The sequence below is a fragment of the Streptomyces sp. HUAS MG56 genome (assembly GCF_058673395.1).
In genome coordinates, this window is the sequence record NZ_CM178722.1 from 1,568,018 (window position 1) to 1,589,537 (window position 21,520).

Sequence of the window (21,520 nt, forward strand, 5' to 3'; positions counted from 1 at the left end):
AGATTACATCGGTCACCGAAATATTTTGCCAGCGTCCTATCTTCGACGCCGTGAGTGCCGTCCGTATCGGCGCAGCACGGCACACCGCTCACGTATCAGTGTCCTCACGGGCCGTAGCTCTCCCACAGTCGGCCGAGGAAGAACTCCCCGAAGCGGGCCAGCGCGGCCGGTCCGCCCGGGCCCGTGGTGCGGAAGGTGGTGAGCTGCTGGGCCAGGTCGCGCAGCCCCAGGTGGAGGCGGCCGGTGCCGAGGAGCAGGGCCCCGGTGTCCGCTGCCTCGTCGGTGAGGTGTCCCGCGAGGAGATGGAAAGGCAGCGCGGTGGTGTCCGGCCACAGGCGCAGCGGGGTGCCGTGCGTGATCTGCTTGTGTCCGGCGAAGGTGCGGGGGCGTTCCTGTGCGTCGGTGAAGTGGAGGCGGTAGCGCAGCACGCGCCGGACGTCCCCGTCCCGGGCCTGTGCGTCGCCGCTGCCCTCGGCCGGTGCGAAGAGGTTGAACCTGCCGTGCAGGACCGGCCGTCGGCCTCCGCAGGCGGGGGACTCCACCCAGCCGTCGGCGCGGGCCTCATGGCCGGGGTCGTCCAGGAAGGCATCCAGGTCGTCGGCCGTGATGGTGAGCCGGAAGGCGAAGGGTTCACGCCCGTCGTTCCGCCCGGTGGCCTTCGCACCGGGCGCCCCGGGGACGTAGTGACCGCGCATCGTCTCGGTGAAGAGCAGCGAGGTGCGCCGGGTGTAGGCCGGCCGGGGCGCGGCCGCCGCTCCCCCGCCGGCGGGATTCTCCAGCAGCCGGGTGCACATGCGGTCGGAGAGCGCGGCGATCGTGAGGGCCGGATTGGTGCCCACCGGGCCGGGGAGCGCCGAGCCGTCCGCGATGTACAGGCCCCGGTGCCCGTACACCTCGCCGAACGCGTCGCACACCCCCGTCTCCGGCCGCCGGCCCATCGGGGCGCCGCCCAGCGGATGGACGGTGACGGTCCGCCCGAGGTGCCACAGCGGGTTGTCGGCGTAACCGGCGTCGAGCGCGTCCGCCAGCTGCCGCATCGTCGAGCGGATCCGCCGGAGCGTGGCCGCGCTGTGGCCCGTCGCCCAGCTGACGTGGAGCCGGCCGCCGCGCAGCCTCAGCTCGCCGTCGGGGATGTCCCGGCCCATGCCGAGGAGAGGCAGGGAGGTGCTGGTGAGCAGGCCGTCGCCCAGCAGTTCCGCGAGGTCCCGGGAGAGGCGGCGCTCCTGGAAGAGGCCGATCCGACGGGCCAGTTGGCGGGTGAGGAACCGGGCCGTGCGGGAGAGGTGCTGGGGACCCCGGGCGCCCTCGGCCAGCCACTGGACGAACTGGGGGTAGCCGCCGTCCTCGATGTAGCCGCCGCGCCCGGCACCGGGTGTGCCGTCCAGTTGGTCGGGCAGGCGGACGGCCGCGGTGATCACCGGTCCCTTGCTCGGGTTCAGCAGCCTGCCCCTGCCCGGGTGTCCGTCCTTGGCCCTGATCAGGAAGGACAGCATGTCGCCGTTGCTGGAGAAGCGGGTGCCGAGCGCCGGGCCGAGTCCGGGCAGCCGGTTGCGCGAGCGCAGCAGGAGTTGTGTGGTGCCCAGTGTCCCGGCGGCCAGGACCAGCCGGTCGCAGGCGAGCGTCCCCGTCGTCGGCGGGCGACCCGGCTCGCCGGCCTGCGGCGCGGTGTCGTCGTGCCCGTCGTACCGGACGTAGTCGACCTGGTATCCGCCGCGCGGGCCGGGGCGGACAGCCTGGACGTCGTGCCCGGTGCGCAGGTCGGCGCCATGGATCCGGGCGGCCGAGAGATACGTGAAGTCGAGGCTGTTCTTCGCGCCGTCGTTGCAGCCGATGTTGCACTCGCCGCACAGCCGGCAGGTACGGCGGGCGGCGCCGTGCAGATTGGCGTGCGCCCGGTCGGCGAGCGGCAGTCCCGGCTGCGGTACGGCACCGGGTGCGGGGGCGAACCGGACGGCGAGCGGCGGGAGTTGGAACTCCAGCCCCAGCGCGGCCGCGGCGTCCCGCATCGCCCGGGTCTTGGGGGTGTCCGCGTAGCCGGGGCGGTGCAGTGGGTACGGTACGGCGCCCATCATCCGTTCCACGGCGTCGTAGTGCGGGTCCAGATCGGCGCGGCCGACCGGCCAGGACTCGTGGCCGCCGCCGGGCAGCGGCTGTTCCTGGACGAACCAGCGCTCGTCCTTGCGCAGCAGCACGTTGGCGAAGATCAGCGAGCCACCGCCGAGGCCGCTGGCCACCACCGCGTCACAGCCGCGGAACGACCAGACGTCGAACAGCCCGTGCAGGCCCGCGTCCGGGTCCCAGAAGGCGCGGCCGAACTCGGCGGGCGTCCGGGCGAAGCTGCCCGGCGGCCAGGCGCGGCCGCGCTCCAGCACGACCACCGACAGCCCGGCCTCGGCCAGCCGGCAGGCCGCCACCGAGCCGCCGAATCCGGAACCGACCACCACGACGTCCACATGCTCGGTGCCCGGACCCGCCCCTCGCACCGGCCGGCCGGGCCGCGTGCCGGCGCTCATGCCGCCGCCCGGCGCCGCAGGAAGTCGAGGATCTGCGGGAAGACGTCGCGGTCGGCGTCCTTGCCGATGATCGGGTCGAGGTGTCCGTAGCCGGGCAGAACGGCCAGTTCGTGCCGGTCGGGGGCGTGCCGGGACAGCTCACGGTGGCAGATCACGTTGGAGTCGCCGAAGACATGGTTGCGGTCACCGGCCAGGAAGAGGATCGGTGTGTCGATCCCGGCGGCGTCCGTCAGGTAGTCGTCGGGCAGCGTGGCGTGGCGCGGATCGCGGGGGTCGTACTTCACCGCGTGCCCGGCCCGGACCATCTTCCGCACGTGCCGCAGGTAGTCCAGTCCGCTGGGGCCCAGCAGGTCGGCGATGCGGTCGTGGGTGACCGGGTGGAGGTTCTCGTGGCTGTAGAGGGCGGGCCAGCCGCTCCCCCACATGAAGCTGATCATGTGGCAGGCGGGGTTGTCGCATTCCCGGTGCGCCAGCGAGACCAGCCGGGACAGCGCCCAGCCGGGAGTGAACGGGTGTGCGCTGCGCGCGCGGGGATCCAGGACGGAGACTCCCAGAGCGTGTTGCAGCAGCTCGGGCCCGTACTCCAGTTTCCAGCGGGACCAGGACGTCAGCCGTGGGGTCAGGGCCACGCTGTTCGTCACGAGTGCGGCGATGCCGTCCACGGTGCCCGCGGACAGGCTCATGGCGAAGGCCACCGAGCCGAGACAGTGCGCGACGACGTGCACGGGCCGCTGGCCCGTGTGCCGGCGGAGTTCGGCGAGCGCCGCCGGGTAGTCGAACCGGGCGAGGTCGTCGAGCGTACGGCGGCCCGGCTCGGTGTTGTACGGGAAGCGGTTGCTCATCCGGGAGTCCAGCACCCAGACGTCGGTGAAGCCGTGGTCGAGCAGGTAACTCGTGAGATTGCGGTGCTCGGGCATGGTGAAGAGGTCGCTGCCGGAGGTCAGTCCGTGCACCAGCAGCACCGGATCGGCGCCCTCGCCCCGGCGGAACCGCGTCAGGCCCAGGCCCAGGCCGTCCTCGGTGGTGAACGGATGATGCGCCGACTCGGCGTCCGGCACGCCGTCGAGCGAGAACCTCGGGATGCGCTGTGCCATGGCCATGCTCCCCCTCCGCACTTCCCCCGTCGTGGTGCACTCCCCCGTCGACACGACCCGGCCCGGTCATGTCGTCGCAGCGACAGCGTGGCAGAGAACGCGGCGGCACGGAGTCAGACCGAGGATGGAGATACGCCGGAAACCGCGCGAGACGCGTCGCCGAGGCGGTCCGCGCCGGCTCAGTCCGTCAGCGGAGCGCCCGGAATCTGCGCGGGCCCGTGCCGGTCGAGGGCCTCTTCGAGTTCGACCCGGATCTCCGGGGAGATGTCCCCCTGCCGTCCCCAGATGAGGATCATCTCGGCGACGTGGCGCAGTTTGATGTTCGTGTGCTGGGACACGTCCTTCAGCACGGCCCACCCCTGGTCCGGTCCGACCCGGCCCAGCGCGACCATCATCCCGATCGCCTGGTCGACGACCGCGTGCGAGCTGACGGCCTGCCTCAGCTGGTCGACCTCTTCCTCCAGCTCATGGATGCGCTCACCGTCGGCCCCTGCCGGGCCGCCGTCCGTGGTCATCAACCCCTCCGGAGTCCGACGCGCAGTGCGCCTCTCACGTACTCTCCCGGCCCATCCATCCTGCGCTTCCCGGAAGAGCTGTGCCACCCTTGCGCGGCGTCGGACACCGCCCCGCCGCGTGGCGTCGGCGTTCGCCCAGGTGGACGATCCCTCCCGGACGCCACCAACCCGCTGAGGGCTTCCGAGCGCGTCGCTACGCGACGTCGTGCAGCACCTCGTCGCGCAGTTGGTGACAGCAGCGGTTGATCAGGCGTGAGACGTGCATCTGCGAGATGCCGAGCTGTTCGGCGATCCGGCTCTGGGTCATGTCCTTGAAGAACCTCATGTACAGGATGGTGCGTTCGCGCTCGGGCAGGGCCTCCAGGCGTGGCTTGACGGCCTCGCGGTCCACGACGACGTCGAGGGCCGGGTCGCACGCGCCCAGCGCGTCGCCGAGCGAGTAGCCGTCGTCACTGCCCGGGGTCTCGGCGTCGAGGGACAGCGTGCTGAAGCTCTCCAGCGCCTCCAGCCCGACCTGGACGTCGTGCTCGCTGAGCTCGGTGTACTCGGCGATCTCGCTGACGCTGGGCCAGCGGTCCGAGACGTTCTGCGACAGGTCCTGGCAGGCGGTCCGCACCCGGTTGCGCAGGTCCTGGACCCGGCGTGGCACGTGCAGCGTCCACATGTGGTCGCGGAAGTGCCGCTTGATCTCTCCCGTCACCGTCGGAACGGCGTAGCTCTCGAAGGCGTGGCCGCGCCCCGGGTCGTAACGGTCGACCGCCTTGACCAGCCCGAGGGCCGCGACCTGGCACAGGTCCTCGTAGTTCTCGCCACGGCTGCGGTACCGGCTCGCGATTCTCTCGGCCATCGGCAGCCAGGCCTCGACCAGTTGCTCACGGAGTGTGTCGCGTTCGTGCCCCGGGGGCAGTGCGGCGAGCCGCCGGAACGCCCGGTCGGTGTCCGGGGCGTCGTCGTGCGGATGGTGTTGCGCGCTCGTTCGGGTTCGCATGGTGCATCGCACCTCTCGTGCGCGAGGGATGAACGATCACCGTGGACGAGCGACCGCGTTCCGGAACGGCCGCATCCGGGCGACGGGGACGTCGCTCCCACGGATGTGCCTCCTGTCCGAAACACTCTGTTTGCCCCCTTCCCCCGAAGCGGGTGGCCAAACCCGATCCACGGCGGCGACACGGCAGGCCCCTCGCCGTCCCGCGCGAGGCACCCGTTGTGCCGGCCGGCGCGTGATCTCCGCATCCCGGGGAACTCGCAGACGGTCAGGAGGTTCACGTCATGATTCCCATCCTTCTCGTACTGCTTCTGGCAGTCGTTCTCTTCGGCCTCGGTTTCGCCGTGAAGGTTCTCTGGTGGATCGCCTTGGCGGTTCTTGTCGTATGGCTGCTGGGCTTCCTCGTCCGGGGCGCGGCGGGCGGCGGCAGGGCTCGCTGGTACCGGTGGTGACACCGGCCGATCGGGAGGCTTCGAGATGTCGACCCCGGCAGGAAAACGATGAAACTCCGCCGACCCGAGGTGTCCGTCTACACGGTGCCGACCGACGCCCCCGAAGCCGACGGCACGCTGGCCTGGGCCTCCACGACCATGGTGATCGCCGAGGCCTCGGCCGGGGACGTGACCGGCACGGGCTGGACGTACGGTCCGGCGGCGGTCGGGCTGATGCTCGGCGAGCACCTCGCTCCCCTGGTCGAGGGGCACGACCCGCTCGACATACCGGCCCTGCACGACGCGATGTGCCGATCGGTCCGGAATGCCGGCCGGCCCGGGGTGACCGCGTGCGCCATCTCGGCCCTCGACATCGCCCTGTGGGACCTCAAGGCGCGCCTGCTGGGCCTCCCTCTGGTCAGCCTCCTCGGCGCGGCCCGCACACACGTCCCGGTGTACGGCAGCGGCGGGTTCACGACGTATGACGACCGGCGTCTCGCCGAGCAGCTCGGGGACTGGGTGCACGCGCAGCACATCCCGCGCGTCAAGATCAGGATCGGTGAGGACTGGGGTCGCGCGCCCCGGTGGGACCTCGCCCGTGTCCGTACGGCCCGCCGGGCCGTCGGCCCCGAGGCCGACCTGTACGTCGACGCCGGCGGCGCCTACACCCGCAAGCAGGCGCTGCGTGTCGGAGACGGGCTCGCCGAGTACGGCGTGACCTGGTTCGAGGAGCCCGTGTCCGCGGACGACCTGACCGGTCTGCGGCTGCTGCGCGACACCCTGCCGTGCGAGGTGACGGCCGGTGAGTACGGCTACGACCTGCCCTACTTCGCCCGGCTGATCGCGGCGAACGCGGTGGACTGCCTCCAGGTCGACGCGACCCGCTGCGGCGGCATCACCGAGTTCCTCCGGGCCGCCGCGCTCGCCCAGGCCCACGGACTGGAGGTCTCCGCGCACCGTGCCCCGCACGTCCATGCCGCGGCGGCCGCCTCGATCCCCAACTTCCGCCACCTTGAGTGGTTCCACGACCATGTGCGGATCGAGTCGATGTTCTTCGACGGCGCGCTCGACCCCACCGGCGGGACGGTCCGGCCGGAGCAGGGCCACGGGCTCGGTCTGACCCTGCGCAGGGACACGGCGGAGAAGTACCGGGTCGCCTAGGAAGGGAGCGACGACTCCGCAACCGCGACTCCGCAACTACGAGTCCACGACGAGAATTTCGCGACGACGACTCCACAACGACGACTCCGCAAGGAGACGAGAGGAGATGAATCGGATGCTGTTCCTCGGACTGCTCCTCATCGTGGGAGCCGGCGCCTTCACGGCACTGGCGATCAGCGACAACTTGTCCGGCGGTCCGGACCACACGGTGTCGGTGCTCGGTCACGACATCGCCAGCCTCGGCCCGCTCGCCCTCTTCTGCTCGGGCCTGGCCCTGGCCCTGATCTTCTGCCTGGGCATGGCCATGACCTTCGGCGGCGCGGCACACCACCGGCGCGGCACGGGTACGCACCGCAGGCACGGCAGGACCACGGCCGGCCCCTCGATCGGTGGTACGCGGGCCTGACGCCGGCGTGACGCGTCCGCTGTCAGGGGTACCCGTGCGTCCGAATCCGAAGTGGTCCGAATCCGAAGAGGAAGGAGCCGTCATGCCTGCCGGATCGAGCGCCAGGCGTGAGCGCCAGTACGAGCACATCGAGAAGAGCGCCGAACAGCGCGGCGAGTCCACGAAGCGCGCCAAGGAGATCGCGGCGCGCACCGTGAACAAGGAACGGGCCAGGTCGGGCGAGTCCGAGAGGGCGAGCAGGACGTCCACCCGCGATCCGAAGTCGGCGTACGAGCGGGGCGGGCAGCGCTCGCACAGCGGAGCGGCGGGCCCGACCAAGGACCAGCTGTACGAGGAGGCCAGGAAGCGCGACGTGCACGGGCGCTCCTCGATGACCAAGCAGGAGCTGAAGAACGCCCTCGGCCGCTGAGCCCGGGCCGACAGTCTCGCCCGGAACCGCCTCTGCCTGCAGTTGTTCACGCGTCGGAGTCGCCGTCAACGGCTGTGCGCGGATGCCTCGTTCGAGGTGGTGACCGTACCTGGATCGGTGGAACGTCGCGTCGGGGCGGCCCGGAAACCCTGCTCATCGACGTGGCGCTCACCCGCCTCAACGCGCGGTCGCCGATGCCCGACACCGGGAGCCTGGCCGGCGACCTGCGCACTTACGCGGCCAACGTGGCCCGCGAGATCACCGGATCCGACGGTCTGGCGTTGGTGCGCCTGGCCGTCGCCCTGTCGGGCAACGGTCGGCAGGGCCTACAGGCGCGTGACGACCTCCTCGCCGAACGCACCCGGCAACTGCAGTCCATGCTCGATCGCGCCCGCGAACGCGGCGAGCACGCACCCGACACGTTCGGCCCCCGGGATCACCCCTCGGACGCGGCGGCAGGGCTCCGCATCAGCTGTCCGCCGGCTGGGCCGGTCAGTTCTCCTCGCGCAGGCCCCAGGGGGAGCCGTACTCGGTGAGCAGGTCCAGGAACGGGCGTGGGGGCAGGGCTTCCGGGCCGAGGACGCCCTTGCCGGACCAGGCACCGGTGGCCAGCAGCTCCAGGGCGACGACCGGGTTGACCGCCGTCTGCCAGACGACGGCCTGGGAGCCGTACTCGCGCATCGACCACTCGTTGTCGACCACGTGGTACAGGTACACCTCACGCGGCGCCCCGCCCCTGGTGCCCTTCACCCAGGTGCCGGCGCAGGTCTTGCCCGTCATACGGTCGCCCAGCCCGGCCGGGTCGGGCAGGCAGGCGGCGACGACGTCCCGCGGGGACACCCGCACCGGTCCGTCGTCCCCGCGCACGGTCACCTTGGCCGTGGCGTCCAGGCTCAGTTCGTGCAGGGTCTTCAGCTTGGCGATGAAGTCGGCGCCGAGCCCGTACTTGAAGGTGACCCGGCGCGCGTCCACCCATCGCGGGATCAGCAGCACCTCTTCGTGCTCGACGTTGACGCACTCGACGGGACCGATGCCCGCGGGGAAGTCGAAGACCTCGGGCTCGCTGAACGGGACGGTGGTGAACCAGCCGCGGTCCTTCTCGTAGACCACCGGCGGGTTCAGGCACTCCTCGATGGTCGTCCAGATGCTGAAGGACGGTGCGAAGTCGTAGCCCTCGACGGTCAGGTTCGCTCCGTCCCGGACGCCGATCTCCTCGATGTCGTCGAAGAGTTCGTCGGCCGCGTAGCGGGCGAAGACGTCCGACAGACCGGGCTCGACGCCCATGCCCACCAGCGCCAGCCGTCCCGCCTCCGCCCAGCGCGCGGCCAGCGCGAACTGCTCGTCGCCGAGCTTCACGCCGCACTCCTCGTACGGGCGCGAGCCGTGCGGCGCGGACAGAGACATCGCCATGTCCAGGTAGTGCGCACCGGCCTCCAGGGCGGCTCGGAAGAGCGGCATCACGAACCTGGGGTCGGTGGCGTTGAGCAGGACGTCGCAGCGCTCCTCGATGAGCAGCCGGCGCACCGCGTCCTGGTCCGAGGCGTCCAGCCGCCGCGCGGCGAACCGCGCGCCCCGCTCCCCCAGCGCCGCGACGGCGGCCTCGGCACGGGAGAGGTCGTAGTCGGCGACGACCATGCGGGTGAGGAAGTCACGACGGGCCGCGATCCGGGTGACGGCCGTTCCGACTCCACCCGCGCCCACGAGGAGTACGCGCATGACACACACCTTTCTTCCGGAGGGGACCGATGGAACGGGACGGAGGAAGATAAGGTCAACCCTGTTGGCATAAGGATGGATGGCGGAGGCGGGCGGCGTGGCGAAACAAGTGGTGCCGGAGGCGGCGCGGCGGCGACGACGGCCCACGCGCACGGGCACGGTGCTGTCCGAGGAGATCATCGTCGACACCGCCCTGCGCGTGCTGCGCGAGCACGGCAGCACGGGGCTGACGGCCCGGCGTCTGGGCGCGGCGCTGGGCGCCGATCCCAGCACCCTGTACCGCTACTTCGCCGGGATGGACGAGCTGACCCGGGCCATCGGGGACGAGCTGATGGGGCGGGCCCTCGACAGCTGGACGGCGACCGGTGACTGGCGCGCCGATCTGCGCGCTCTCGGCCGGTCGATCTACGGCGCCTACCTCGCCCACCCGCAGGCCGCCCTGCTCACCGCCAGCCGCGTCACCGGACGGCCCCGCGAGATCGCGGTGGACGAGGCCATCCTCGGCATCCTGCGCGGTGCCGGGCTGCCCGACCCGGTGGCGGTGCGCGTGTATCACGCGTTCATCGATCAGAGCCTCGCCTTCGCCGCGCTCGACGCCGGTTCCCTCGCCCTGGCGGACGAGACGCGCGCCCGGGACGAGGAGATGTGGCACACCGCCTATGCGCGGCTGCCCGCCGACTCGCATCCCCACATCGCCGCCACGGCCGGACTGCTCGCCCGGCGCATGCCGCACAGCGCCTATCCGGCCGCGCTGGAGATGCTGCTGGAACACACCGCCGCACAGGTGCCCTCGTCCGGGGCGTGACGACCGCGTCAGTCCTGCCGGGTCTGCGGGTCCCGCGAGGCCTGCGGTCCGACGGTGACGACGATCTTGCCGACCTGGCCGTTGGCCGCCATGTAGCGGTGCGCCTCGGCGATGTCCTCCAGGGCGAAGGTGCGGTCGACGACCGGCGCGAAGGCCCCCGACGCGAGGCCGGCGTTGACGAACGCCACGGCGCGGCGCAGCCGTTCGGGGTCCGAGGTGATCTCGAAGAGGGTGTAGGTGCTGCTGTTCAGCGCCGGGTAGGAACCCGCGTTGGGCAGCGGGGTGGGGCGCGGGTCGAGGGCGCCGTAGACCACCAGGAAGCCACCGGGTGCGATGCCCCGGGCGAGGGTCTCGACTCCGGGACCGGCTACCGGATCGAAGGCCAGGCGGACGCCTTCGCCGCCGGTGATCTCCTTGATCCGGGCGGGCAGGTCCTCCTCGCCGGTGACGATGACGTGGGCCGCGCCGGCGTCCAGGAGGCGCTGCTTCTTGCTCGCGCCGCGCGTCGTGGCGATCGGGATCGCACCGATGTGGCGGGCGATCTGGATGGCGGCCAGCCCCACGCTGCTGGAGGCCGCGGTGATCAGCACATGGTCGCCGGGCCGGACACGGCCGCTCTCGGCGAGGGGGCCGTAGGCGGTGACGTAGGCCATCCACACCGCCGCCGCCCGGACCGGGTCGACGTTCGCGGGGCGCGGCACGACCGCCGAGGCCGGGAGGATGACATGGTCGCCGTAGGTGCCGTACTCGGTCTGGTGGAACGACGGCACCACCGCCACCGGGTCGCCCTCGGCGAGGCCGGTCACGCCCTCGCCGACGGCCTCGACCACACCCGCGGCCTCGTAACCGAGCGTGGACGGGAAGGCCGGCTGGTAGAAGTAGGCGCCCTCGCGGTACATGATCTCGGCCCGGTTCAGGCCGATCGCTTCGACGCGGAGCCGCACCTCTCCGACTCCCGGAGCACCCACCTCCACCTCGCGCAGAGTGAGGACCTCGGGGCCGCCGATCCGGTCGAACTGTACGTGACGTGCCATGACGCATCCGTCCTGGGAGCAGGGATGGGGGAACGCACCGCAGCGGCGGTGCCGACATCCACCCTGCACCAAGGTTCGATGGCCGTCAAATTTTGAGATTCATCGAAATAAGCGTCTCGCCCCCGCCCGTCCGCCTCAGGCCGGCCCCGCCGCGCCCTCCGCCGCTGCGGCCGCCAGCACGGCGGTGAGCAGACCGGGAAAGCGCTGCTCCATCTCGTCCGCGCGGAGCGCGTTCAGCTTCGTCGTTCCCACGTAGTACTGCCGGATCACGCCTGCCTCGCGCAGCACGTTGAAGTGGTGGGTCAGCGTCGACACCGACACCGGCGCCTCGAACGTGCCGCAGCTCATGTCCTCGTCCGCCGCGGCCAGCTGGGTCACCACGAGCCGCCGCACAGGATCCACCAGCGCCTCCAGCACCTGCTGAAGGGAGACCTCCGACAGTTCGGGGTGCTCCACTGTCCGGGCGGTGCGAGGGCGGGCCACGGTGACTCCTCGGGGCGGCTTCGGTACGGTCAGGCCATGGTACGACCGCCATCGAAGGGAGCCGGAGGAGCGCCCCTCGGGCATCGGCTCACCCTCCGGGCCGGACAGCGGGAACGAGGGGAAAATACACACATGAAGGGCAACAGAGCGCCGACGCTCTCCCGCAAGGTCTACGAAGCCGAACTGCTGCGCCTCCAGACCGAGTTGGTCAAGCTCCAGGAGTGGGTGCGAGCCGAGGGCGCCCGGCTGGTGGTCGTGTTCGAGGGGCGGGACGCGGCCGGCAAGGGCGGCGCCATCCGGCGGGTCACCGAGTACCTCAACCCTCGCGGGGCCCGGATCGCCGCGTTGCCCAGGCCGACGGAGCGCGAGCGCACCCAGTGGTACTTCCAGCGGTACGTCGAGCATCTGCCGGCCGCCGGAGAGATCGTGCTCTTCGACCGGTCCTGGTACAACCGGGCCGGGGTCGAGCACGTCATGGGGTTCTGCACCCCGGAGGAACACGAACGGTTCCTGCGCCAGTGCCCGACCTTCGAGCGGATGCTGGTCGAGGACGGGATCCTGCTGCGCAAGTACTGGTTCTCGGTGAGCGACACGGCCCAGCAGGAGCGGTTCCGGCGCCGGCTGGAGGATCCGCTGCGGCGCTGGAAGCTGTCACCGATGGATCTGGAGTCGATCACCCACTGGGAGGCGTTCTCCCGGGCGAAGGACGAGATGATGGTGCACACCGACATCACCGAAGCGCCCTGGTACATCGTCGAGAGCGACGACAAGCGGCGCGCCCGGCTGAACATGATGGCCCACCTGCTGGCGTCCGTCCCGTACCACGAGGTCCCGCCGCCGGTGCTGAACCTGCCGAAGCGGCCCCCGTCTACCGGCTACGAACGCCCCCCGCGCGATCTGCGGACCTACGTCCCCGACCATGCGGCCCAGTTGCAGGGCGGCGCGGCCGGGGGCGGCGGTCGCAGACGGTGAACGGGACCCTGCGGCCGGGTCGGACGGGCTCAGCGGACGGTCACGTCGAAGACCGGCGAGGCCGTGGTGCCGTTGACGATGCGCAGGTCGTTCTTGCCCTTCAGGCCGAGCTTGACGCCGAGCGAGTAGGAGCCGTTGCGCAGGACCGGCGCGGAGGCGGGCAGGCTGACCCACTTGCCGTGCTGCTTCTGCTGCAGGGTCACCTTGCCGCCCGCCTTGATGCCGGTGGTCTTGCCCGTGACCCGGAACAGCTGCCAGGCGCGGACCGAGGACACCGACGGCTTGGCGGTGATGCTCGCCTTGGCGGGCTGCGCCTTCTGCGCGGAGGCGACGGCCGAGGCGGTGTGCGTGGCGGGGGTGGCCGCCATCGCGGTGCCGGCGAGAGCGAGGGAGGCCGCGCCGAGGGTACCGACGACGGCTATGCGCAGGGAGCGACGCTTCGAGACCATCACTGGTATGTCCTTTTCCGTGGAGAGAAGAGTTTTTCGCGCCAAAGGCCGGTTACATGGCGATTGGCGTGGTCATTAGAAGTGACGACACGGGGAAGGCGGGCGTTCACTGACGCTATGTCCCTGTCTTGTAACAGGGCTGAGGGAGGGCACGGTTGCGGCGGGGTGGGGCAGCAGAGCAACAAGAACTTGCCGCCTTGCGCAATAATTGAAGTCAACGGAGGTCCGTACCGGCATCGGGGGAAGGCAGGGCGTTCATGCCACGCGGGGACATGCGACGAGTACGCGACGCGAATCTGCGGCTGGGCGCTGCTGTGGCCGAGGTCGAGGGGCTCTATTCGGCGCTCCTGCGTGCCGGGACCTCGGAGCGGCGCCGGGGCTTACAGGCGGACCTCGCACGCGCCGCCGGCCGGCTCGCCGCACTGGCGGCCACCCCGCCGGAGCGCCCGTCCCTGCCCGTCGCCCGGCGTCGGTCCCGGTGGGGGCGCAGGCGGGCCATGGCCGAGCGCGGCGCCGCGTGGATCGCGGCGCGCTTCGGCCAGACCCGGCGCTGAGTCCGAGCGCCGTATCCCGGTGTCCACGGCGTCCGTCAGGGGGATTCTCCGCACGGCGCCGCCCTGTCATGCTGGGCTCCCGCGGTGCACCGAGAGGACTCCATGCCAACAGGCCCTGGCGCCACGGCCGTTCCGGACGAACGGCACTGGTACGCCGCCAACGAACTCCTGGCGTTCCTGCTCGAACTCGCCGCGCTCGCCTGCCTGAGCTGGTGGGGGTTCACCGTCGGCGACGACGCGCTCCTTCATGTCCTGCTCGGCCTGGGCACACCTGTGGCGGCGGTGGCGCTGTGGGCGCTGTTCGCCGCACCGAGGGCCCGGCTGCGGCCGGGGCTCCCTCTCGTGCTCGCGGTGAAGGCTCTCGTGCTGGGCGGCGGAGCGGCGGCCCTGTACGGCGTCGGGCATCCCGTCGGCGCCGTCGCCATGGCCGTGTTCGTGACCGCGAACACGGCCGTCGCCGAGCTCTTCCGCCGCCGGCCGACCTTCCCGCAGACCGGAACCTGAAGGCGCCGGCGCGGCTCTCGCTCATGCGCGCGTGGGAGCAACTGCCTGAGTGCCACGCCTCATTGGCCGAAGGCCGTGATGCCGCCGGCCGGCGGCATCACGCCCACAGCGCGTCCGCGAACGACACCCCGACGAACACCGCCCCGAGGCCGGCCACCACACTGGCGACGACGTTGGCGACGGCGTGGAACCGGGCCCCGCTCTCCGCCAGCCGCAGCGTCTCGTACGAGAAGGTCGAGTACGTCGTCAGCGCCCCGCACAGCCCGGTGCCGACCAGCAACTGGACGTGGGGCGAGGCGGCACCGGCCGCCGCCGCGCCGGAGAGCAGGCCCAGGATCAGACAGCCGACCACGTTCACGGTGAACGTCCCCCAGGGGAACACGGTGTCGTGCCGCTTCTGCACCGCGCGGTCCGTCAGATACCGCAAGGGCGCCCCGACCACCGCCCCGGCCACCACCAACAGCCAGTTCACGCCTTCTCCTCCCGGCCGGCCCTCGTCACCACGCGGCGCGTCGCCGTCGCCGCGAGCCACACCGCCGCCAGCGCCGCGCACAGCGTCACGGCCAGATACGCCAGCGCCGTGCGGGGATGCCCGCCGTCGACCAGCTTCCGGATGTCCACCGCATAGGTCGAGAACGTCGTGAAACCGCCCAGGACACCGGTCCCGAAGAACGGCCGCACCAGTCGGTGCACCTCCCACACCTCGGTGATCAGCACCATGAACACGCCGATGACCGCACAGCCGACCGTGTTGACCCACAGGGTCGTCCACGGGAAGACACCCGCCGCCGGCCACAGCAGCCCCGCACCGTAGCGCGCCGAGGCACCGATCGCTCCGCCGAATGCCACCACCGCCGCCACCGGCGCCTGCCCCCGCCAGTCCGGCTCGCGCGGCCGGGCGGGCGCACGCAGATCGACGCCGGGGTCCGTGGACTCGTCCACCTGGGGGTTCGGGGCTGTCATGAACGTACGTCTCCTACTCGCCGGGACCCGCACACATCGCACGCACGCGGGCACACTCCACCGCAAGTAGGGACTGTTGGCGGCACCGATGCCGCGGTTCGGGTACGGCGAGCCCCACCGCCGCGCCATGACCGGAGGTCACAGCCGCGGATCACAATAGCGTGCCCCCGACGGGGCCCGGCACCGGCCCCGCCTCCGGTGTACGTCCGCCCGCCGCCGCAGGCGTCAACGCCCGGACGGTTTCAGGGAGATGCCTTGGCCGTACGGTTCGTCGCGCCGGGCGGAGGGAAGGTGTCCGCGGGCGGCCTGCGGACCGCCGAGGCCGGTGGCCGTTCCCGCAGGGCGCCGTACGCGACGAAGTACGCGGGGAGCCGGCGGACCCAGCGCGATCCGGCGAGCACATGCGCCACGGCCTTGGCCCGGTCCGCGCTGCCGAGCGGGGGCCGGCCCTGGAGGACGGGGGCGACGAAGCGGGCGTGCGCGGTCCGCTGGAGGGCCTGTGTGACGACCGTGGTGGGCCGGCGGCGGCGCTGCACGCGGCGTACGTCGGGCAGGCCCACGGTCCCTCGGCGCAGCGGCTCGGTGAGATACCGGGCCGCGGCCACCGCGTCCTGCACGGCGAGGTTGATCCCGATGCCGAAGACCGGGGACATCGCGTGCGCGGCGTCGCCGATGCACAGCAGCCCGGGGCGGTGCCAGCGGCGCAGCCGGTCCATGCGTACGTCGAGCAGTTTGACCTCGTCCCACGAGCGCAGGGCGTGCACCCGGTCGGCCATCCAGGGGGCGGCGGCCGCGAACTGGGCCCGGAAGCGGTCGAGTCCGGCGGCCCGGCGCTGTGCGTCCGTGCCCTTGGGGATGAGTCCGGCGCACTGCCAGTAGTCGCCGCGGTCGATCAACGCGGCCAGGAAGCGGTCACCGGCGGCGCCGACGAGTCCCTGCGGGTCGCCTTCGCGGCGCGGCAGCCGGAACCACCACGCGTCCATCGGGCAGGTGAACTCGCGCAGTCCCAGCTCCGGCCGGATGCGGGCCAGAGAGCCGCGGCCGTCGCAGGCGACGGTGAGGTGGGCGCGCAGTTCGCCGGTGCGGCCGTCGGCGGTGCGGTAGCGCACGCCCCGCACGCGGCCGGACTCGACCAGGAAGGAGGTCACCTCCGTGTTCATCCGCAGGTGGAAGGACGGCTCGCGGCCGGCCTCGTCCGCGAGCAGGTCCAGCAGGTCCCACTGCGGCACCATCGCGACGTAGTTGTACGGGCCGGGCAGTACGGAGAGGTCGCCGACCGTGACGTTCGCGCGGCCGGGGCCGACCGGCAGCTGGACGGTGCGCACCCGGCGCTGCGGCAGCCGGGCGAAGCGCTCGGCCAGGCCGAGGTCGTCCAGCAGCGCCAGGGTGGAGGGGTGGACGGTGTCGCCGCGGAAGTCGCGCAGGAAGTCGCCGTGCTTCTCCAGCACCGTCACGTCGACGCCGGAGCGGGCCAGCAGCAGGGCGAGCACCATGCCCGCGGGGCCGCCGCCCACGACGCAGCACGTGGTCTGTTCCATGGCAGTCCTGCCCTTCGGGAGACCAGTGATTCAGCAGCAGATCGGGCAGCGCTGATTCAGCAGCATTAATTCATCGTACGATGAATATTCTACTCCTTCAGGCGGCCGCCCGCCTACCGTGTTCTTCGTCGTCGTGGTGGATCGGCGTCGTCGAACCGGTCAGCGGGGCACCCGTCCCGCCCCGCCGGACGGCGACGATCTCCGCCGCGATCGACAGCGCGGTCTCCTCGGGCGTCCGGGCGCCCAGGTCGAGGCCGATCGGCGAGCGCAGCCGGGCCAGTTCCGCCGCGCTCACGCCCTCCGCGCGCAGCCGCCGGTCGCGGTCCTCGTGGGTACGGCGTGAGCCCAGCGCGCCGATGAACGCCGCCGGCATCCGCAGGGCGGCCGTCAGCAGGGGCACGTCGAACTTGGCGTCGTGGGTGAGCACGCACAGCACCGTGCGGGCGTCGGTGCCGGTGCGCCGCAGATACCGGTGGGGCCAGTCCACGACGACCTCGTCGGCCTCCGGGAAGCGGGCCCGGGTGGCGAAGACCGGGCGGGCGTCGCAGACGGTCACGTGGTACCCGAGGAACTTTCCGGCCCTCGCCAGCGCCGCCGCGAAGTCGATCGCACCGAACACGATCATGCGCGGGGGCGGCACGTTCGACTCGACCAGCAGCGTGAGACCGCCGGGGCAGTGGGACCCTTCCGCGGACAGTTCCACCGTGCCGGTGCGGCCCGCCTCCAGCAGGGCCCGGGCCTCGGCCGCCGCCACCCGGTCCAGGTCCGGGTGACCGCCGAGGCCGCCCTCACCGGTGCCGTCGGGCCGGACCAGCAGGGCGCGTCCGCGCAGTCCGTCCGGGCCGCGGGCGACCCGGACGAGGGCCACGGGTTCGCGGCGGACGGCGGCCGACAGGGCCGCGGCCGGCAGCGTCCCGGCCCGGCCGGTCACCGGGGTGACCAGCACCTCGATCGTCCCGCCGCAGGTCAGCCCCACGGCGAAGGCGTCCTCGTCGCTGTAGCCGAACCGTTCGAGCACGCTCTCGCCGGTCCGCAGCGCCTCGCGGCACAGGTCGTACACCGCGCCCTCCACGCAGCCGCCGGAGACCGAGCCGATGACGGTGCCCGCGCTGTCGACGGCGAGGGCGGCGCCGGGGCCGCGCGGCGCGCTGCCGCCGACCGCGACCACGGTCGCGACGGCGAACTCCCTCCCCTCCTCGGCCCATTGGTGCAGTTCCCCGGCCAGGTCAAGCATCCGGCGCCTCCACGGCGGCGGCGAGGATCCGGTCCGGGCGGATGGGCAGGCTGCGGTGGCGTACGCCGGTCGCGTGCCAGACCGCGTTGGCGACGGCGGCCGCGGCGCCGACGATGCCGATCTCACCGATGCCCTTGATGCCGACCGGGTCGTCGGGATCGGTGTCCTCGATCCAGTCGGCCTCGATGCGGGGCACGTCGGCGTGGGTCGCGACGTGGTAACCCGCGAGGTCGGCGCCGACGTGCCCGCCCGAGACGCGGTCGCGGACGGCCTCTTCGTGCAGGGCCATGGAGATGCCCCAGATCATGCCGCCCCGCAACTGGTTGCGTGCGGTGAGCGGGTTGATGATCCGGCCCGCCGCGAAGATGCCGAGCATGCGCCGCACCCGCACCTCGCCGGTGCCGGCGTCCACGGCGACCTCCGCGAACTGCGCGCCGTAGGAGTGCCGTTCGGCGGCGGCGAGGGCGCCGACGGCCTCGGTGGTGTCCGACCGTACGGTGATCCCCTCGGGCGGGATGCCGGTGCCGAGGGCCAGCCGCTCGCGCAGTTCCCCGGCCGCCACCCGGATCGCCCAGGACCAGGAGCGGGTACCCATGGAGCCGCCGGCGATCATCGCCGGGCCGAAGTCGCTGTCGCCGATGCGCACGTGGACGCGCTCGGGAGACGTCCGCAGCGCGTCGGCGGCGACCAGGGTGAGTGCGGTACGGGCCCCGGTGCCGATGTCGGCCGCCGAGATCCGGACGGTGAAGGTGCCGTCCGGGTGCGCCGTCGCGCTCGCGGTGGACGGCATCGCGCCCGCCGGGAAGGAGGCGGCCGCCATACCCGTGCCGAGCAGCAGGCGGCCCTCCCGGCGCAGCCCGGGGCGCGGGTCCCGCTCGGCCCAGCCGAACCTGCGGGCGCCTTCCCGGAGGCAGACGGCCAGATTGCGGCCGGCGAACGGCAGGCCGGACACCGGCCCCCTGTCGGGTTCGTTGCGCAGGCGCAGGTCGACCGGGTCGATCCCGCACTTCTCGGCGAGTTCGTCGAGGGCGGCCTCCAGCGCGAACGAGCCCGGCGCCTCGCCCGGGGCACGCATGAACGTCGGGGACGGCACGTCGAGCCGTACGACGCGGTTGGCGGTGTGGTGGGCGTCGGCGTCGTACATCACCCGGGCCACCCCGGCGCTCGGTTCCACGAACTCGTACCCGGTGGCGGTCTGGCTGAGGGAGCGGTGCGCCAGGGCACGCAGACGTCCGTCGGCGTCGGCGCCGAGCCGGACGTGCTGCACGGTGGGGCTGCGGTAGCCGGCCAGCGAGAACATCTGACGTCGGGTCAGGACGACGCGCACCGGGCGCTGGAGGACGGTAGCGGCCATCACGGCGGCCACCTGGTGGGCGCGCACGCCCTTGCTGCCGAAGCCGCCGCCGACGTGCTCGGAGCGTACGCGCACCGCGGCCGGGTCGAGCGAGAAGAGGTTCGCCAGCTCGCCGACGACCCAGGTGGCGCCCTGGTTGGAGTCGGTCACCTCCAGCCGGCCACCGTCCCAGCGGGCGGTCGCGGCATGGGGTTCCATCGGGTGGTGATGCTCTTCGGGAGTGGTGTACTCGGCGTCCACGACGACGAGGGCCGCGGCCAGTTCGGCGTCGAGGTCGCCCTTCTCCGTCACCGCCGGCATGTGGCCTTCCACCGGGTGGGCGTCGGGGTGCCCGGCGCTGAACGCGACGTCGTGCGGCTCCTGTTCGTAGTGCACCACGAGCGCCTCGGCGGCCTCTCTGGCCTGCTCCGACGTCTCGGCCACGACCAGCGCCACCGGCCAGCCCAGATGGGGCACCCGGTCGTGCTGGAAGACGGCACAGGTCGGGTCCGGCCGCATGCCCATCAGGCCGGTGTAGTCGGTGGTGAGGCGCGGGGCGTTGCGGTGCTCCAGGACGGCGAGGACACCGGGCATGGCGAGGACGGACTCGGTGTCGAGGTCACGGATGCGGCCGCGGGCGACCGTGGACAGCACCAGCCAGCCGTACGCGAGGTCCGCGAAGGGCACCTCCCCGGCGTAGCGGGCGGCTCCGGTGACCTTGTCCCGGCCCTCGACCCGGGTGTGCGCGGTGCCGACGGCGGGGGTGTGCAGGGTGGTCGCGGTGGTGAGGGTGGTCATCGGGCGGCCTCCTCGGCGAGTTCGGACAGGACGGCCACCACGAGGTTGCGGATCAGCTCCACCTTGTAGCCGTTGTGCGGCAGCGGCCGGGCCGCCGCCAGCTCGGCGTCCGCCGCGGCGGCGTAGGTCCCGGGGTCGGCCGGCGCGCCGATGAGGATCCGCTCGGCCGCGCGGGCCCGCCACGGCCGGGAGGCGACGGCGCCGAAGGCCAGGCGGGCGTCCCGTACGACGCCGTCGCGGACGTCGAGCGCGGCGGCGAGCGAGCCGATGGCGAAGGCGTACGAGGCACGCTCGCGCACCTTGCGGTAGCGGGAGCGGGCGGCGACCGGGGCGGGCGGGAGCGTGACGTGGGTGATCAGCGCGCCCGGCGGCAGGGCCGTCTCACGGTGCGGGGTGTCGCCGACGGGCAGGTAGAAGTCGGCGAGCGGCAACTCCCCCGGCCCGTCCGCCGTGTGGAAGCGGACGACGGCGTCGAAGGCGGCGAGGGCCACGGCCATGTCCGAGGGGTGCACGGCCACGCAGTGACCGGAGGCGGCGAGGATCGCGTGGTTGTGGTGTTCGCCCTCGACCGCGGGGCAACCGCTGCCGGGCACCCGCTTGTTGCAGGGTTTGGTGACGTCGGTGAAGTATCCGCAGCGGGTGCGCTGGAGCAGGTTCCCGCCGACCGTGGCCATGTTGCGCAGCTGCCCGGACGCGCCCGCCAGCACCGCCTGTGCGAGGGCCGGGTAGCGGCGCCGGATCTCGGGATGGGCGGCGAGGTCGCCGTTGGTGACCGTGGCACCGATGCGCAGTCCGCCGTCGGGCGTCGACTCGATCTCGTCGAGCGGGAGTTCGCGGATGTCGACGAGCCGGGCGGGGCGCTCGACCCCGGACTTCATCAGGTCGACGAGGTTGGTGCCGCCGCCGAGGAAGCGGGTGTCCGGATCGGCGCCGAGCAGCGCGACGGCGCCGGCGACGCCGGACGCCCGCTGGTAGTCGAACTCCCTCATGCCGCCGCCCCCTTGCCCGCCGGGACGTCCTCGTCACGGCGCTCGTCCACCCGGACCTGGGCCGCGCGGGCCACCGCCTCGACGATCGACACGTACGCGCCGCAGCGGCACAGGTTGCCGCTCATCCGCTCCCGGATCTCCTCGGCGCTCAGGGACGGCGGCCCCGCCTCGGGCCGTACGTCGGCGGTGGCGGCGCTCGGCCAGCCCGCCGCGTGTTCCTCGATCACCCCGATCGCCGAGCAGATCTGGCCCGGGGTGCAGTAGCCGCACTGGAATCCGTCCAGGTCGAGGAAGGCCTGCTGCACGGGGTGCAGGCGGTCGCCGTCGGCCACGCCCTCGATGGTGGTGATCTCGCGGTTCTCGGCCGCCACGGCCAGTTGCAGACAGGCGACCGCCCGGCGCCCGTCCAGCAGGACGGTACAGGCCCCGCACTGCCCCTGGTCGCAGCCCTTCTTGGTGCCGGTGAGGTCGAGGCGCTCGCGGAGTGCGTCGAGCAGGGTGGTGCGGTGGTCGACGGGCAGTGTGTGTTTCTCGCCGTTGATCCTCAGGGTGATGACACTGGACGTCGATGAGGTCATGAGCTGCTTCTTTCGCATGGACAGTGCGTACGAAGGGTCCGGCAGCCGGGATGCGT

23 protein-coding genes and 1 pseudogene are annotated in these 21,520 nt (G+C 72.4%); 9 read left to right on the forward strand and 15 right to left on the reverse strand.

Going from position 1 to position 21,520, the window contains the following annotated elements:
• Positions 1-104: 104 nt before the first annotated feature.
• From AC4OXY_RS07740 to AC4OXY_RS07755, 4 genes are all read right to left on the reverse strand, one after another.
• The gene (locus tag AC4OXY_RS07740; protein ID WP_491993525.1) at positions 105-2,513 is read right to left on the reverse strand and encodes a GMC oxidoreductase; all 2,409 of its coding nucleotides are present in this window, start codon (positions 2,511-2,513) and stop codon (positions 105-107) included.
• The gene (locus AC4OXY_RS07745; protein WP_491993526.1) at positions 2,510-3,607 is read right to left on the reverse strand and encodes an alpha/beta hydrolase; all 1,098 of its coding nucleotides are present in this window, start codon (positions 3,605-3,607) and stop codon (positions 2,510-2,512) included. Before AC4OXY_RS07745 ends, AC4OXY_RS07740 begins: the two co-directional genes overlap by 4 nt.
• Positions 3,608-3,786: 179 nt before the next feature.
• On the reverse strand, positions 3,787-4,122 hold the full coding sequence (locus AC4OXY_RS07750) for an ANTAR domain-containing protein (protein WP_356031870.1): 336 nt from the start codon (positions 4,120-4,122) through the stop codon (positions 3,787-3,789).
• A gap of 193 nt (positions 4,123-4,315) precedes the next feature.
• Positions 4,316-5,110 carry an RNA polymerase sigma factor SigF gene (locus AC4OXY_RS07755; protein ID WP_356031867.1) on the reverse strand — a complete coding sequence of 265 codons (795 nt, stop codon included), beginning with the start codon at positions 5,108-5,110 and terminating at the stop codon, positions 4,316-4,318.
• A 281-nt stretch (positions 5,111-5,391) separates the two neighbouring features.
• Here AC4OXY_RS07755 and AC4OXY_RS07760 point away from each other — a divergent pair, with 281 nt between their 5' ends.
• The 5 genes and pseudogenes from AC4OXY_RS07760 to AC4OXY_RS07780 all read left to right on the forward strand — a co-directional run.
• Positions 5,392-5,559 (forward strand): hydrophobic protein, encoded by a 168-nt coding sequence (locus AC4OXY_RS07760; protein ID WP_356031865.1) that lies wholly within the window; start codon positions 5,392-5,394, stop codon positions 5,557-5,559.
• Positions 5,560-5,607: 48 nt separating this feature from the next.
• Entirely contained in the window at positions 5,608-6,699 is a 1,092-nt protein-coding gene (locus AC4OXY_RS07765; protein ID WP_356031863.1) for an enolase C-terminal domain-like protein, read from the forward strand.
• Between the two features lie 106 nt (positions 6,700-6,805).
• Positions 6,806-7,105 (forward strand): hypothetical protein, encoded by a 300-nt coding sequence (locus tag AC4OXY_RS07770; RefSeq protein WP_356031860.1) that lies wholly within the window; start codon positions 6,806-6,808, stop codon positions 7,103-7,105.
• A gap of 82 nt (positions 7,106-7,187) precedes the next feature.
• Positions 7,188-7,514, forward strand: a complete 327-nt coding sequence (locus tag AC4OXY_RS07775) for a plasmid stabilization protein (RefSeq protein ID WP_491993527.1) — start codon at positions 7,188-7,190, stop codon at positions 7,512-7,514.
• Positions 7,515-7,642: 128 nt separating this feature from the next.
• A pseudogene (locus AC4OXY_RS07780) lies at positions 7,643-7,954 on the forward strand (TetR-like C-terminal domain-containing protein); the annotation flags it as partial.
• Between the two features lie 52 nt (positions 7,955-8,006).
• Here AC4OXY_RS07780 and AC4OXY_RS07785 read toward each other — a convergent pair.
• The gene (locus tag AC4OXY_RS07785) at positions 8,007-9,230 is read right to left on the reverse strand and encodes a saccharopine dehydrogenase family protein (RefSeq protein ID WP_402067207.1); all 1,224 of its coding nucleotides are present in this window, start codon (positions 9,228-9,230) and stop codon (positions 8,007-8,009) included.
• A 97-nt stretch (positions 9,231-9,327) separates the two neighbouring features.
• Here AC4OXY_RS07785 and AC4OXY_RS07790 point away from each other — a divergent pair, with 97 nt between their 5' ends.
• Positions 9,328-10,035 carry a TetR/AcrR family transcriptional regulator gene (locus AC4OXY_RS07790; RefSeq protein ID WP_356031852.1) on the forward strand — a complete coding sequence of 236 codons (708 nt, stop codon included), beginning with the start codon at positions 9,328-9,330 and terminating at the stop codon, positions 10,033-10,035.
• Positions 10,036-10,043: 8 nt separating this feature from the next.
• Here AC4OXY_RS07790 and AC4OXY_RS07795 read toward each other — a convergent pair whose 3' ends face one another.
• Positions 10,044-11,069 carry a zinc-dependent alcohol dehydrogenase family protein gene (locus AC4OXY_RS07795; protein ID WP_491993528.1) on the reverse strand — a complete coding sequence of 342 codons (1,026 nt, stop codon included), beginning with the start codon at positions 11,067-11,069 and terminating at the stop codon, positions 10,044-10,046.
• Positions 11,070-11,204: 135 nt separating this feature from the next.
• The gene (locus AC4OXY_RS07800; protein WP_356031847.1) at positions 11,205-11,552 is read right to left on the reverse strand and encodes an ArsR/SmtB family transcription factor; all 348 of its coding nucleotides are present in this window, start codon (positions 11,550-11,552) and stop codon (positions 11,205-11,207) included.
• Positions 11,553-11,684: 132 nt separating this feature from the next.
• Here AC4OXY_RS07800 and ppk2 point away from each other — a divergent pair, with 132 nt between their 5' ends.
• Entirely contained in the window at positions 11,685-12,524 is an 840-nt protein-coding gene (gene ppk2 / locus AC4OXY_RS07805; RefSeq protein WP_356031844.1) for a polyphosphate kinase 2, read from the forward strand.
• Positions 12,525-12,553: 29 nt separating this feature from the next.
• Here the strand turns inward: ppk2 and AC4OXY_RS07810 are convergent, their stop codons facing one another.
• Positions 12,554-12,973: a hypothetical protein gene (locus AC4OXY_RS07810; protein WP_356031841.1), complete on the reverse strand. Its 420-nt coding sequence runs from the start codon at positions 12,971-12,973 to the stop codon at positions 12,554-12,556.
• A 272-nt stretch (positions 12,974-13,245) separates the two neighbouring features.
• Between AC4OXY_RS07810 and AC4OXY_RS07815 the strand changes: the two genes are divergently transcribed.
• A complete protein-coding gene (locus tag AC4OXY_RS07815) occupies positions 13,246-13,527 on the forward strand; it encodes a hypothetical protein (RefSeq protein ID WP_356031839.1) in 282 nt (93 codons plus the stop codon).
• 102 nt (positions 13,528-13,629) lie between these two features.
• Positions 13,630-14,031 carry a YrdB family protein gene (locus tag AC4OXY_RS07820; RefSeq protein ID WP_491993529.1) on the forward strand — a complete coding sequence of 134 codons (402 nt, stop codon included), beginning with the start codon at positions 13,630-13,632 and terminating at the stop codon, positions 14,029-14,031.
• 97 nt (positions 14,032-14,128) lie between these two features.
• Here AC4OXY_RS07820 and crcB (AC4OXY_RS07825) read toward each other — a convergent pair whose 3' ends face one another.
• The 7 genes from crcB (AC4OXY_RS07825) to AC4OXY_RS07855 all read right to left on the reverse strand — a co-directional run bounded on the left by crcB (AC4OXY_RS07825) (position 14,129) and on the right by AC4OXY_RS07855 (position 21,464).
• On the reverse strand, positions 14,129-14,503 hold the full coding sequence (gene crcB / locus AC4OXY_RS07825; RefSeq protein ID WP_356031833.1) for a fluoride efflux transporter CrcB: 375 nt from the start codon (positions 14,501-14,503) through the stop codon (positions 14,129-14,131).
• Positions 14,500-14,994: a fluoride efflux transporter CrcB gene (crcB, locus tag AC4OXY_RS07830; protein WP_491993530.1), complete on the reverse strand. Its 495-nt coding sequence runs from the start codon at positions 14,992-14,994 to the stop codon at positions 14,500-14,502. The genes crcB (AC4OXY_RS07825) and crcB (AC4OXY_RS07830) overlap by 4 nt, the downstream gene beginning before the upstream one ends.
• 242 nt (positions 14,995-15,236) lie before the next feature.
• Positions 15,237-16,532 carry an FAD-dependent oxidoreductase gene (locus AC4OXY_RS07835; protein ID WP_491993531.1) on the reverse strand — a complete coding sequence of 432 codons (1,296 nt, stop codon included), beginning with the start codon at positions 16,530-16,532 and terminating at the stop codon, positions 15,237-15,239.
• A 97-nt stretch (positions 16,533-16,629) separates the two neighbouring features.
• Positions 16,630-17,766, reverse strand: a complete 1,137-nt coding sequence (locus AC4OXY_RS07840) for an XdhC family protein (protein ID WP_376288191.1) — start codon at positions 17,764-17,766, stop codon at positions 16,630-16,632.
• On the reverse strand, positions 17,759-19,897 hold the full coding sequence (locus AC4OXY_RS07845) for a xanthine dehydrogenase family protein molybdopterin-binding subunit (protein WP_491993532.1): 2,139 nt from the start codon (positions 19,895-19,897) through the stop codon (positions 17,759-17,761). The genes AC4OXY_RS07840 and AC4OXY_RS07845 overlap by 8 nt, the downstream gene beginning before the upstream one ends.
• Positions 19,894-20,886 (reverse strand): FAD binding domain-containing protein, encoded by a 993-nt coding sequence (locus AC4OXY_RS07850; protein WP_491993533.1) that lies wholly within the window; start codon positions 20,884-20,886, stop codon positions 19,894-19,896. Before AC4OXY_RS07850 ends, AC4OXY_RS07845 begins: the two co-directional genes overlap by 4 nt.
• A complete protein-coding gene (locus tag AC4OXY_RS07855; RefSeq protein WP_362820043.1) occupies positions 20,883-21,464 on the reverse strand; it encodes a (2Fe-2S)-binding protein in 582 nt (193 codons plus the stop codon). Before AC4OXY_RS07855 ends, AC4OXY_RS07850 begins: the two co-directional genes overlap by 4 nt.
• Positions 21,465-21,520 lie beyond the last annotated feature (56 nt).

Excerpts from the sequence above, each read along its gene's own strand:
- AC4OXY_RS07740 (WP_491993525.1), bottom strand. The coding sequence starts at position 2,513 with ATGAGCGCCGGCACGCGGCCCGGCCGGCCGGTGCGAGGGGCGGGTCCG.
- AC4OXY_RS07745 (WP_491993526.1), bottom strand. The coding sequence starts at position 3,607 with ATGGCACAGCGCATCCCGAGGTTCTCGCTCGACGGCGTGCCGGACGCC.
- AC4OXY_RS07750 (WP_356031870.1), bottom strand. The coding sequence starts at position 4,122 with ATGACCACGGACGGCGGCCCGGCAGGGGCCGACGGTGAGCGCATCCAT.
- AC4OXY_RS07755 (WP_356031867.1), bottom strand. The coding sequence starts at position 5,110 with ATGCGAACCCGAACGAGCGCGCAACACCATCCGCACGACGACGCCCCG.
- AC4OXY_RS07760 (WP_356031865.1), top strand. The coding sequence starts at position 5,392 with ATGATTCCCATCCTTCTCGTACTGCTTCTGGCAGTCGTTCTCTTCGGC.
- AC4OXY_RS07765 (WP_356031863.1), top strand. The coding sequence starts at position 5,608 with ATGAAACTCCGCCGACCCGAGGTGTCCGTCTACACGGTGCCGACCGAC.
- AC4OXY_RS07770 (WP_356031860.1), top strand. The coding sequence starts at position 6,806 with ATGAATCGGATGCTGTTCCTCGGACTGCTCCTCATCGTGGGAGCCGGC.
- AC4OXY_RS07775 (WP_491993527.1), top strand. The coding sequence starts at position 7,188 with ATGCCTGCCGGATCGAGCGCCAGGCGTGAGCGCCAGTACGAGCACATC.
- AC4OXY_RS07785 (WP_402067207.1), bottom strand. The coding sequence starts at position 9,230 with ATGCGCGTACTCCTCGTGGGCGCGGGTGGAGTCGGAACGGCCGTCACC.
- AC4OXY_RS07795 (WP_491993528.1), bottom strand. The coding sequence starts at position 11,069 with ATGGCACGTCACGTACAGTTCGACCGGATCGGCGGCCCCGAGGTCCTC.
- ppk2 (WP_356031844.1), top strand. The coding sequence starts at position 11,685 with ATGAAGGGCAACAGAGCGCCGACGCTCTCCCGCAAGGTCTACGAAGCC.
- AC4OXY_RS07810 (WP_356031841.1), bottom strand. The coding sequence starts at position 12,973 with ATGGTCTCGAAGCGTCGCTCCCTGCGCATAGCCGTCGTCGGTACCCTC.
- AC4OXY_RS07815 (WP_356031839.1), top strand. The coding sequence starts at position 13,246 with ATGCGACGAGTACGCGACGCGAATCTGCGGCTGGGCGCTGCTGTGGCC.
- AC4OXY_RS07820 (WP_491993529.1), top strand. The coding sequence starts at position 13,630 with ATGCCAACAGGCCCTGGCGCCACGGCCGTTCCGGACGAACGGCACTGG.
- crcB (WP_491993530.1), bottom strand. The coding sequence starts at position 14,994 with ATGACAGCCCCGAACCCCCAGGTGGACGAGTCCACGGACCCCGGCGTC.
- AC4OXY_RS07835 (WP_491993531.1), bottom strand. The coding sequence starts at position 16,532 with ATGGAACAGACCACGTGCTGCGTCGTGGGCGGCGGCCCCGCGGGCATG.
- AC4OXY_RS07840 (WP_376288191.1), bottom strand. The coding sequence starts at position 17,766 with ATGCTTGACCTGGCCGGGGAACTGCACCAATGGGCCGAGGAGGGGAGG.
- AC4OXY_RS07845 (WP_491993532.1), bottom strand. The coding sequence starts at position 19,897 with ATGACCACCCTCACCACCGCGACCACCCTGCACACCCCCGCCGTCGGC.
- AC4OXY_RS07850 (WP_491993533.1), bottom strand. The coding sequence starts at position 20,886 with ATGAGGGAGTTCGACTACCAGCGGGCGTCCGGCGTCGCCGGCGCCGTC.
- AC4OXY_RS07855 (WP_362820043.1), bottom strand. The coding sequence starts at position 21,464 with ATGACCTCATCGACGTCCAGTGTCATCACCCTGAGGATCAACGGCGAG.